Origin of the sequence: Corallococcus exercitus (assembly GCF_003611585.1) — a bacterium.
In the GTDB taxonomy this organism is placed as follows: Bacteria; Myxococcota; Myxococcia; order Myxococcales; family Myxococcaceae; genus Corallococcus; species Corallococcus exercitus.
Map to the genome: position 1 here is coordinate 1 of NZ_RAVW01000337.1, position 10938 is coordinate 10938.

General features: G+C 70.3%; 6 protein-coding genes and 1 pseudogene. 2 read left to right on the forward strand and 5 right to left on the reverse strand.

The window, feature by feature from the left end:
• Positions 1 to 33 precede the first annotated feature (33 nt).
• Positions 34 to 1383 (forward strand): glutamate--cysteine ligase, encoded by a 1350-nt coding sequence (locus D7W79_RS31055; protein WP_120528997.1) that lies wholly within the window; start codon positions 34 to 36, stop codon positions 1381 to 1383.
• A gap of 52 nt (positions 1384 to 1435) precedes the next feature.
• On the opposite strand, the gene D7W79_RS31060 is transcribed toward D7W79_RS31055, so the two are convergent.
• The gene (locus tag D7W79_RS31060; RefSeq protein ID WP_120528995.1) at positions 1436 to 2059 is read right to left on the reverse strand and encodes a hypothetical protein; all 624 of its coding nucleotides are present in this window, start codon (positions 2057 to 2059) and stop codon (positions 1436 to 1438) included.
• 104 nt (positions 2060 to 2163) lie between these two features.
• Positions 2164 to 3774, reverse strand: a complete 1611-nt coding sequence (locus D7W79_RS31065) for an Hsp70 family protein (RefSeq protein WP_120528998.1) — start codon at positions 3772 to 3774, stop codon at positions 2164 to 2166.
• Here D7W79_RS31065 and D7W79_RS44355 point away from each other — a divergent pair.
• Entirely contained in the window at positions 3773 to 4321 is a 549-nt protein-coding gene (locus D7W79_RS44355; protein ID WP_167497761.1) for a hypothetical protein, read from the forward strand. The genes D7W79_RS31065 and D7W79_RS44355 overlap by 2 nt on opposite strands.
• A gap of 2864 nt (positions 4322 to 7185) precedes the next feature.
• On the opposite strand, the pseudogene D7W79_RS31070 reads toward D7W79_RS44355, so the two are convergent.
• From D7W79_RS31070 to alaS, 3 genes and pseudogenes are all read right to left on the reverse strand, one after another.
• Positions 7186 to 7479, reverse strand: a pseudogene (locus D7W79_RS31070) (TIGR02266 family protein); the annotation flags it as partial.
• A complete protein-coding gene (locus D7W79_RS31075; protein ID WP_120528996.1) occupies positions 7476 to 8144 on the reverse strand; it encodes a DUF4352 domain-containing protein in 669 nt (222 codons plus the stop codon). The pseudogene D7W79_RS31070 and the gene D7W79_RS31075, both read right to left, overlap by 4 nt.
• Positions 8141 to 10834: an alanine--tRNA ligase gene (gene alaS, locus D7W79_RS31080; protein WP_120528999.1), complete on the reverse strand. Its 2694-nt coding sequence runs from the start codon at positions 10832 to 10834 to the stop codon at positions 8141 to 8143. The genes D7W79_RS31075 and alaS overlap by 4 nt, the downstream gene beginning before the upstream one ends.
• Between the last annotated feature and the right edge of the window lie 104 nt (positions 10835 to 10938).

Genomic DNA, 10938 nt, shown 5'->3' on the forward strand with positions numbered 1-10938 from the left:
GTCTGCGCATGTCTCGTGGGCTCGGAGATGTGTATAAGTGACAGCCTCAAGCGCGTGGCCTCCGAGCCCCTCACCTCCACCGCCCCCCTGGTGGAAGAGCTTCGCAAAGGGGAGAAGCCCCGGGCCCAGCACCGGCTGGGGCTGGAGCACGAAAAGTTCGTCTACCCCGTGGGGTCCGCCCAACCCCCGACCTACGAGGGTCCGAACGGGATCGGCGCCCTGCTGGAGCGCATCGCCCCGGGCGGCTACGACCGCTTCCGGGAGACGCCCGAGTCGCCCGTCATCGCGCTGCAGCGTGGGATGGCGGCCATCTCCCTGGAGCCGGGCGGGCAGTTCGAGCTGTCCGGCAGCCCGTTCCGCACGGCCCGGGAGGCGCACCAGGAGAACCTGGAGCACCTGAAGGAGACGAAGGCGGCGGCGTCCGCGTTGGGCCTGCGGCTGGTGGCGCTGGGCTACCGGCCGGTGGGCACGCCAGGGCCTGGGGGCGTGGAGATGCCCTGGATGCCCAAGACGCGCTACCAGGTGATGCGCCGCACGCTGCCGGAGCGCGGCCGGCTGGCGCTGAACATGATGCTGATGACGTCCACCGGGCAGGTGTCGCTGGACTGGGCGGATGAGGCGGACTGCGTGCGCAAGACGGTGGCGGTGGCGCGCCTGTCGCCGCTGCTCGTGGCGCTGTACGCCAACAGCCCGCTGATGGAAGGCAAGCCGTCCGGCTACATGTCCTTCCGCAGCCGCGTCTGGGAAGAGGTGGACCCCACACGGTGCGGCTACCTGCCGTCCTGGTTCGACGGCTCGTTCTCCTACAAGGCCTACGTGGACTGGGCGCTGGACGCGCCGCTCTTGTTCCTGCGCCGCGACGGCGAGTACCGCCACCCGAAGCTCACCTTCCGCCAGCTGATGACGGAGGGCTACGAGGGCAAGCCGCCGGACATGGGGGACTGGACGGACCACCTGTCCACGCTCTTCCCTGAGGTCCGGCTCAAGAAGGTGCTGGAGGTGCGCGGCGCGGACTGTGCCAGCGCGGCGATGACGGGGGCGCTGGGCGCGCTCTGGCGCGGCATCCTCTACGACGCGCAGGCGCTGGAGGAGGCGGAGCTGCTCTTGCCCCGGCTGACCTTCACCGAGCACCTGGCCTTCCACGACACCGCGCGCCGCGAGGGCCTGGCCGGCAAGCTGGGGCCGCGCGAGCTGCACCGGCTGGCCGGGGAGATGGTGGCCATCGCGAAGCGGGGCTTGCTGCGGTTGGATCCCGAGGACGCGCCGCTGCTCGCTCCGTTGGAGGCGGTGGCCGCGTCGGGCCGGTCGCCGGCGCAGGCGGTGCTGGACGCGTGGAAGGAAGACCCGCGTCCGGAAGTGCTGATGACGCGCTTCGAGCTGTGAGGCTGTGAAGCCAGCCGCGTCCGCGGCGGTGTGCCGCGGACGCGACGGGGCGCTAGAAGCGGCCGCCCACGGTGAGGTTGCCGTTGAAGAGGCTGCCCTTGGCCTCGTCGGTGGTGCCGGGGATGGTGGTCAGGTCCTCGCCACCGACGAGGCGGTAGGTGCCGCGCACGCCGGCGGACAGGTGGCCCATGCGGTATTCGATGCCCGCGGCCAGCGGCCACTCCACCTGCCAGTCATTGCCGTAGATGGGCCGTGAGCCCTGGGACGCGTGCAGGAAGCTCAAGCCGAAGCCCGCGCCCACGAAGGGGTGCCACTTGTTGTCGATGAAGGGCCCCAGCTTGGCCAGGCCCGAGCCGTTGTTGCGCCAGATGTGATTGCCGCCGAGGACGCGGGCGTCATCGATGGGGATGTTCTGGCCTTCGTAGCCGAACTCCAGGCCGATGTACTCCCAGGGCTGGGCGTTGGCGGTGATGTTGAACAGCCCGCCCACGCCCGTTTCATTGCCCAGCTTGCCGGTGTATCCGCCAAAGCCCACGCCCACGTCCAGGCCGGGCGCGAGGTTCTCATTGCTCGCGCTGAACTTGCGCGTCACCTGCGTCGCGTCCACCGCGAGAGCGGGGCCGGCCACGCAGACGCCGGCCACCGCCAGTCCTGCCACCATCGAAGTCATTCGCATGTTCAGGTTCCTCCTGAGGGATGTGTGGGACCTGGACTGGAAGCTGGGACTGCGGGGCCCGACAGGGCACCTGCCCGCGCGGTGGAGCCAGGAGGCCGAGGGCCTCAGCGCCGGCCGAAGAGCTTCTTCAAACCGGAAAGCAGGCCGCTCGGCCGGGCTTCTGGTTCGGTGTGGAAGGGCGAGCGGGCGATGAGTGCATCGCGGGAGGCGTCGTCCAGGTCCTCCGTCGCGAGCGTGACGGGCTGCCGCTTCGCGCCGGGCAGGGTGGCGCTGAAGGCGAGGGTGCCGTCGGTGGACAGCTCCAGGTGCACCTCCACCTCGCCGGGGCGCTCCACGGTGAGGGTGAGGGCGCCGAGCCATTCATTCTCCACGGCGGTGGCGGCGGTGCCCTGGAAGAGGGCGAGCGCCAGCGGGCCGGGGGCGGTGACGGGGATGACGAGCGTCTTGGCGGTGGGCAGGCGGGTGTTGCGCTCCAGCACGCGGCGGAAGGTGCCGGCGTCCTCGGCGACGCCGATGGGCGCGGTGAGGACCTCCGAGACGCTGGCGGCGGGCTTGCCGGTCTCCGACAGCAGCAGCGCGTGGCCGAGCAGCGCGGCGCCGCGCACCACGGCGGTGCGGGCGTCCACGTCGTCGCGCACGGGCACGCCCAGGCTCTCCTCCAGGCGGCGGCGCACGAGGGGCGCGCGGGACTGGCCGCCCACGAGGAGCACGGCGTCCAGGCCTTGAGGGGAGAGGGCGTTGGACTCCAGCACCTCGCGGGTGACGGAGACGACGCGCTGGGCGAGGTCGGCGGTGAGGGCCTCCACGCGCTCGCGGTCGAGCGTGGGGCCGGGGCCGGTGGGCAGGGTGACGTCCACGGTGTCGCGGGTGGAGAGGGTCTCCTTGGTGGCTTCCGCGAGGGTGCGCAGGGGGCCCCAGTCGAGCGGGTGTTCGGGGCGCGGGTGGCCCTGTTCGGAGAGGTCGCTGGCGAGCGCCTCGGCGATGCGGCCGTCGAAGTCCATGCCGCCGAGGGTGGGGTCTCCGCCGGTGGTGACGACCTCGAGGTCGTCGCCGGTGACCTGCACGACGCAGACCTCCAGGCCGCCGCCGCCCAGGTCCACGACGAGGACGCGCTTGCGGGCCAGGCCCCGGCCGTGTGCGTACGCGAGCGCCGCGGCGGCGCTGTTGGTGAGCACGCGGGGCACGTCCAGGCCGGCCATGGTGGCGGCCTCGCGCAGGGCGGCGCGCTGGCGTTCGGTGAAGTGAGACGGCGCGCAGAGGACGGCGCGAGTCACCTTGCGGCCGAGGAACGTGGTGGCGGCTTCGCGCAGCTCGCGCAGCAGCATCGCGGTGAGGAGGGTGGGCGCCACGACGCGGCCGCCCAGTTCCACGCCCGCGTCGCCGTGAAGGTCGGTGGCGATGGGGAAGGGGAGCTGCGGGGAGAGCCAGCGCAGGTTGGGGGAGCGGGCGCGCACGCCGAGCAGGCGCTTGAGGCCGGCCGCGGCGCGGCGGGGCGCGCGTGCGGCTTCAACGAGCGCGGCGGCGCCGACCTGGAGTTCCCCGGAGCTGGCCACCGCGATGACGGAGGGAATGCCCGAGCCGTCGGTGCCGGGGATGGGGATGGGCGTGGCGACGCCGTTGATGAGCGCGGCGACGCGAGCGTGCGAGGTGCCCACGTCGATGCCGAGCACGACCTCCGCCGCCGCGGGGGTGGTGACGGGCACGGCGGGAGCCATGTCGAAGAGCGTGCGGCGCCGGCTGCGCGCGGTGGCGGTGCTGCTCTGTGCCTCAGTGGAAGGCGGTGGAGCGGCCTCGTCGGTGCGCGGGGACGGTGTCGCGGCGGAGGTCTGTGGCGAGGCCGGGCTGCTTGGGGCAGTGGCTTCGCTTGCGCGGGAAGGGGGCTCCGTGGCCGGAGGCTGTGACGCAGCCGTGCTGCTTGTCGCGGTGGCTTCGCTAGCGCGAGAGGGTGCCTCCGTGATCAGCGGTTGTGACGAAGCTGTGCTGCTTGTCGCGGTGGCTCCGCTGGTGCTGGAGGACGAATCCGTCGGCTGCGACTGTGACGAAGCCGTGCTGCTTGTCGCGGTGGCTCCGCTGGTGCTGGAGGACGAATCCGTCGGCAGCGACTGTGACGAAGCTGTGCTGCTTGCCGCGGTGGCTCCGCTGGTGCTGGAGGACGGATCCGTCGGCTGCGACTGTGACGAAGCCGTGCTGGGTGGGGTGGTGGCTTCGCTGGCGCGGGAGGACGGCTCCGTGGCCACTGGCTGCGACTGGGCCACACCATGAGGTGCTGAGGCTTCGCCGATGGGAGCGCGCTGCTCCGTGGTGCGCAGCTGTGACGCCGCAGTGCTGATTGGAGCCGTGGATGCATCGGCGCGGGAAGACTGCTCCGTCGCCAGTGGCTGTGACGGGCCTGCGCTTGGTGAAGCCGTGGAATCACTGGTGCGAGAGAACTGTTCCGAGGCCAGCGGCGATGACGGGGCCGTGTTGCTTACGGCTGTGGATTCACTTGCGCGAGAGGATTGCTCCGCAGTGAGCGACTCTGAGGGGTCTGTGATGAGTGAGGCCGCGGATTCACTGGTTCGAAGAGGCTGCCCCGTAACCACCGGCTGTGACGCAGTTGCGCTGAGTGGCGCCTTGGAATCACTGGCGCTGGAGAGGTCCTCCGCAGGCAGTTGCTGTGATGCGGCCGTGGTGATGAAAGTGGCGGCTTCACTGGTGCCGGAGAGCTGCTCCGCGGGAAGCGATTGTGGCGAGTCCACACCGATGCGAGCGGCAGTTTCGTTGGCGCCCGAAGGCTCCGTCTCAACAAATTCTTGAGAGAAAGGTGATTCTGAATCTGCACCGCGCGGCGTGGCGGCCTCGTCGCCACCAGGTGCGTGCTGTGTGGCTTCGTCCGGAGTCGGTTGGGCGTCATTGACGGACGCTCCATCCGGAACCTGGAGGGACGTTGTTTCAACCGGGGCGCTCTCGACAAACGGCTCTGTGTCGGAATCGAGCCCGGCAGGAACGTCCGAAGGCACCGTGCTGGAAGCCAGCGGGGACGATGCCTCCCCGTGGAACCCCGTGGCGGCGGATTCCGGAGACCCAGGCACCGTTTCGTCGAGGAATGCGATCGAAGGGGCCGTGGCACTCGTGGAGTGCGCTTCCCCCTCGTCCGGAGCCGTGACGACGGCCGGTGCTTCGTCGGGCGCGAAAGGAGTCGGGGACGCCGCAGTTGGTACCGCTTCGTGCCCTGTCTCTCGGTCCAGCGTCACGTCGGCGTCGGGCGAAGCATCGTCCGCGAGCGCTGCATTCGCGGCAAGCGGTCTCTCGGCTTCGGTGGCATGCGTGTCGCTGGCCGAAGGCTCAGCGGATCCGACAAGCGCCGTCCATGCATCCTCCGTCGCCAGTTCGACCACAACGACCGTGGACGACGCTTCCTCGTCCCGCGGAGACGCGGAGACGGGCGGGTCGAGCACCGGCTCCGTGTTCGACCTGCGCCCCGATTCATCGGGCAGTGACGTGGAGACGTCTCCGCTCGCGGCCGGCGCCGTGGCTTCGACAGCCTGCTCAAGCGCCGCGCTGAACGGGTCCACTTCCTCCGATGCGGTGCTGAACTCGTGCGGGAGGGAATCCGGATCGATGCCCCACGCACGAAGTCGCTCGGCCTCCCGCTGGCTCTGCGTCGCAACCGGATCGGAGGAAGGCGTCTCCTCCATGCCTGGAGTGCCGCCCATCGCCTCCGCGTCCGGCGCGGTGGTGAAGGGCTCCTCCGGAGGGCGCGTTGCTTCGGCGGCGACGTCACCAACGTCGGTGTTCAGCGCAGCCGAGTCGCTGCGCTCGTCGAACGGCACCACTGCTTCAGTGGCGGCTTCCTCACCGCCGGAGTCCGCTGCCGCCCAGGCGTCGCCCTCGGCCTCTTGAGGCGTTGTTTCGGCCGCCAGCTCCGTTGCGTTGGAGTCCTGAGCAGCCCAGGCCCCAAGCTCGTCCCGTGGAGGAACCGTCGCGTCCGCCGTGTTGAACTCCGGTGCAGCAAAGGAACCCGGTGCTGCCGGAGCGGGCTCCTCCTCCGATTCCATGCTGAGGTCGACGTCGAAGTCGAACGACCCTTCGGACGTGGTCGCTGTCTCGACGCGCTCAGGTTCCGCTTCGTCTTCTGAAGGGCCCGCGAATGCAGGCGGGGAGGGCAGCTCGCCAGACGCCTCCGGGCTGGGTTCGGAGGCCCACTCGGAATGCTCGGGAGCATGGGGTGCTCCGAGCACGGCGTTCGGATCGAATGCCTCCACGGACGCGGGAGTGAAGTTGACCGGGGTCCCTGTTTCCTGCGGAAGCGCTTCGTCCGCGCGTGCACCCGGAGCAAGGGCATCCCACTCCGATGCCGAAGACTGCTCCCAGGACGCTGCTGCTCCGCGGCCTTCATCAGCAACCGCTGCATCGGACAGCGCGTTCGTCCCTGCGTCCTCGGCAGTCGCGGAGGCGTCCCATGAAGGCGCATCCGTCCCGGCTTCTTCCACGACCCCCGAGGGCTCGAGCGACGTCGGATCCGCGGAAGGCTCCGGCGCCCACCCTGCCTCCACGGGAGGGGGCATCACCGCCGCGAAGGTGCCGGACGCAGCCTGCGTCCGCACGTCGTTGGGCTCCACCGGAGGCGGCATCACGGCCGCGAAGGTGCCGGAAGCCGCGGGAGGCCGCTCCTCGGTGGACTCCGGCACTGTCGGCTGGACCGTGAACATCTCCTGGGTCGCCCGTTGTGTCCCTTCACCAGGCGGATTCCTCCGCGCCTTCCTCGAAAGGCCCACCTCCGGAAGGGGCGTGAACTCCTGCTCCTCGTCGGCCGCGTCCTCCGGAAAGAGCGACACCGGCTCATCCGGTTCAGCCAGGTCTGGCGTTGTGACGGCGGCGGGCACCGTCACGGCCGGCAACGTCATGGACGCTTTCGGCGTCGCGGCCCGCGTCCCCGGTTCTTCGCGGGGTGCCTTCGCCGGAGGCGCCAGCGGGGCAGGAGCCGCAGGCACTGCCTCCGTCCCAACGCGTGCGACAGTCCGTGACGGATTCACAGCCGCGGTCCGCCGGACGAGCCCAGGCGGCAGCGGCGCGGCCTCCGTCCTTGGCGCGGCAGGCGGCGAAACCACCGCTTCCGTCCCGCTCCGCCGCGCGACGATGCGATCGATGAGCGCCTTGCTCACGGCATCCAGCTTGGTGAAGCGCACCGTCATCCCGGTGCGGGGACTGCCCGCGTCCGGCTGCGCCTTGGCCACCACTCCTTCACCGCGCAACAGCCGCGTGCCGTCCGCGAGGACGAACTCGAACGCCAGCCCCGTGCCCTCCGGCTTGAGCGCCTTCGTGGCCACGAAGACCCCACCGCGCCCCACGTTCGAGCCATACCGCTCGATGAACTCCTCCTCCTCCGTGTACGGGAGTCGGATGCGCAGGGGGAGGAGCTTGGGGGCCGACCCGGTCATCGCAAGGGGATCCGCACGTCCCCGCCGGAGCCCCGCACCACGAGCGCCAGCCCATCGTCTTGCACGGCGTCCGGCGGCACCTCGAACAGCAGCACCACCTGCGTGCGCTGCTCGGGCGCCCACGTGGTGGGCAGGGGCTTCGTGCCGACCACCGCCTGCGCGTCACGCGCCAGCGGGTACGTCTGCCCCTTCGCGTCCGTCAGCTTCGCGCCGTCCAACGTCAGCGGCGCGGGCATCCCGCCCACGTTCTGGGTGATGAGCTCCACGCGCAGGAACAGGTCCTCCGTCGTGAGCCCCAGCCCCACCTTGCCGGAGCCGCCCTTCACCGAGTGCGAGGCCTCCAGCCCCGTCACCTTGAACGCCACCGTGTCCACGTGCACGGTGTCGTTGCGCTCGGGCAGCCGCAGCTTGCGCGGCCCGGAGTCGCCCAGGCCCGCGGCCAGGCCCGCGAGCTTCGACTCCTCCGGCTCCTGCTGGGGAGGCTGCGGACGCGTGGCCACGGCGCCACCCTGCTTCACCCGGTCCGCCTCCGCGCGCAGCTTCTGCAGCGTGCGCGCTTCGGCCTCCTGGCCGCCTTCGGACGTGGCGGTCTCCTTCGTGCAGCCCCCCAGGAGGAGGGCCGCCGTCAGGAACGCCAGGGAGCCGGATGAAGCGCGGGGACTCACGCCGGGCTCGCGCCCTTCACCAGCTCGTAGAGCTTCTCGAGCGCCACGGGCAGCTTGTCCGCGTCCGGGCCACCGGCCTGCGCCATGTCCGGCTTGCCGCCGCCCTTGCCGCCCACTTCCTTGGCCATCTCGCGCACCAGGTTGCCCGCGCTGATGCCCTTGGCGACGAGGTCCTTCGTGGCCGCCACCAGGATGACGGCGCGGCCGTCCTTCTCACCGCCAATGGCGATGATGCCGGAGCCGATGCGGTCGCGCAGCTGATCCGCCATGCCGCGAAACACCTTGTCGTCGGCGGGGTCCACGCGCGTGGCCAGCACCTTCATGCCGTTGACCTCGCGCGCCTGGTCCATGAGGTCCTTCTGCGAGGCCGACTGGGCCTTCACCGAGACCTCCTCCACCTTGCGCTCCAGCTCCTTCACGCGCTTCTGGGTGGCCTCCACGCGGGTGGCGACTTCCTTCGGATTCGTGCGGAGCAGCGCCGCGACCTTCTTGAGCTCGTGCTCCTGCTCGCGCACGAACTGGAGCGCGCCCACGCCCGTGACGGCCACGATGCGACGCACGCCGGACGCGACGCCGCTCTCGCTGGTCACCTTGAACAGGCCGATGTCGCCGCTGCGCTTCACGTGCGTGCCGCCACAGAGCTCCGTGGACTCCGGGTGCACGGTGACGACGCGCACGGTGTCGCCGTACTTCTCACCGAACATGGCCACGGCGCCGGACTTCTTCGCGTCGTCCAGGTTCATGACGCGCGTCTGCGCATCCGCGTTGTCGCGCACCCAGGTGTTGACCAGGTCCTCCACCTGCTCCAGCTGCTCCTGGGTGGCGGGGGAGAAGTGGGAGAAGTCGAAGCGCAGGAAGTCCGGCGCGACGACGGAGCCCGCCTGCTTCACGTGCTCGCCCAGCACGCGCTTGAGCGCCTTGTGCAGCAGGTGCGTGGCGGAGTGGTTCGCGCGGATGGACTTGCGGCGCTCCACGTCCACGGACGTCTGCACCATGTCGCCGACCTTCAGCGTGCCTTCCTTCACCTCCACGGTGTGGACGATGAGCCCCTGCACCGGGCGCTGCGCGTCCTTCACCTGCGCCACGGTCTTGCCACCGTGCGCGACGATGCGGCCGGTGTCGCCCAGCTGGCCACCGGACTCGCCGTAGAAGGGCGTGCGGTCCAGCACCACATCCACCGTGGCGCCCGCGGAGACCTGCGGCACCTCCACGCCGTCCTGAACGAGCGCGATGACGCTGCCCTCGCCCTCGTGGCCCTCGCCCTCGTAGCCCAGGAACTGGGTGGGGGCGCTGCGCGCGAGGACGGTTTGGAAGACCTCCGTGGTGGACTTCTTCTCACCGTGGAAGTCCTGGCTGGCGGCCTCCTTCTCCTGGAGCACCTTGAAGCCTTCCAGGTCCACGTCGTAGCCGCGCTCGCGCGCGATGATCTGCGTGAGGTCCCACGGGAAGCCGTAGGTGCCGTGCAGCAGGTAGACCACGTCGCCGGAGATCATCTTGCCGCCGGAGGCCTGGAGCTTGGACAGCTCCTCGTCCATCAGCTTGAGGCCACGGTCGAGCGTGCGGCGGAAGCCCTCTTCCTCGTGCTTGGCCACTTCGAGGATGAAGGTGCGGCCGTCGCGCAGCTCGGGGAACGCGTCGCCCATGAGCTCGATGACGCGGTCCACGACCTTGAAGAAGAAGGGCTCCTTGATGCCCAACTGCTGGTCCCCGTGACGGATGGCCCGGCGCATGATGCGGCGCAGGACGTAGCCGCGGGCCACGTTGGAGGGCTGGACGCCGTCGGCCACGAGGAACGCGGTGGCGCGGGCGTGGTCGGCGACCACGCGCTGCGAGGCGCCGGTCTCCTGCGTGTACGGCTTGCCGCACAGCTGGCTGACGGTGGCGAGGATGCCCTGGAACAGGTCGGTGTCGTAGTTGGAGCGCTTGCCCTGCACGACGGACGCGATGCGCTCCAGGCCGGCGCCGGTGTCGATGGACGGCTTGGGTAGCGGGATGAGGGGCGCGTCCTTCTCCTTGCGCTCGAACTGCATGAACACGAGGTTCCAGATTTCGAGCCACCGGTCGCAATCACACGCGACGCCCTGGCACTTGCGGCCCGCGGCCTCTTCCACACAGGGGATGTCGTCGCCCTGGTGGTAGTGGATCTCCGAGCAGGGGCCGCACGGGCCGGTGTCGCCCATGGCCCAGAAGTTGTCCTTGTAGCCGAGCTTCAGGATGCGGTCGCGGGACACGCCCTGCTTCGCCCAGAGCTCGAAGGCCTCTTCGTCCCAGGGGATGTTGTTCTCGCCGTTGAACACGGTGACGGCGAGCCGGTCGATGGCCAGGCCCAGCCGCTTCGTCACGAACTCCCAGGCGAAGGAGATGGCGTCGGCCTTGAAGTAGTCGCCGAAGGAGAAGTTGCCGAGCATCTCGAAGAACGTGTGGTGGCGCGCGGTGTAGCCCACGTTGTCGAGGTCGTTGTGCTTGCCGCCGGCGCGCACGCACTTCTGCGACGTGGTGGCGCGGCGGTAGTCCCGCTGCTCGCGGCCGGTGAAGACGTCCTTGAACTGGACCATGCCGGCGTTGGTGAACAGCAGGGTCTGGTCGCCAACGGGCACCAGCGAGGAGGAGGCGACACGGCGGTGGGCGCGCTCCTCGAAGAACTGGAGGAACGCCTCGCGGATCTGGGAGGCGGTGAGGGCGGAAGGCATGGTGTGGGTATATGCCACAAGAGGGCCGGGCGCAGCAGTTCCTGGACGGGTCATCCCCTGTGGGACGGAGCATGTAGGCAGGGCTGACGACAGCAGGGCAGGGG

Excerpts from the sequence above, each read along its gene's own strand:
- D7W79_RS31060 (WP_120528995.1), bottom strand. The coding sequence starts at position 2,059 with ATGCGAATGACTTCGATGGTGGCAGGACTGGCGGTGGCCGGCGTCTGC.
- D7W79_RS44355 (WP_167497761.1), top strand. The coding sequence starts at position 3,773 with ATGTCGAAGAGCGTGCGGCGCCGGCTGCGCGCGGTGGCGGTGCTGCTC.
- D7W79_RS31065 (WP_120528998.1), bottom strand. The coding sequence starts at position 3,774 with ATGGCTCCCGCCGTGCCCGTCACCACCCCCGCGGCGGCGGAGGTCGTG.
- alaS (WP_120528999.1), bottom strand. The coding sequence starts at position 10,834 with ATGCCTTCCGCCCTCACCGCCTCCCAGATCCGCGAGGCGTTCCTCCAG.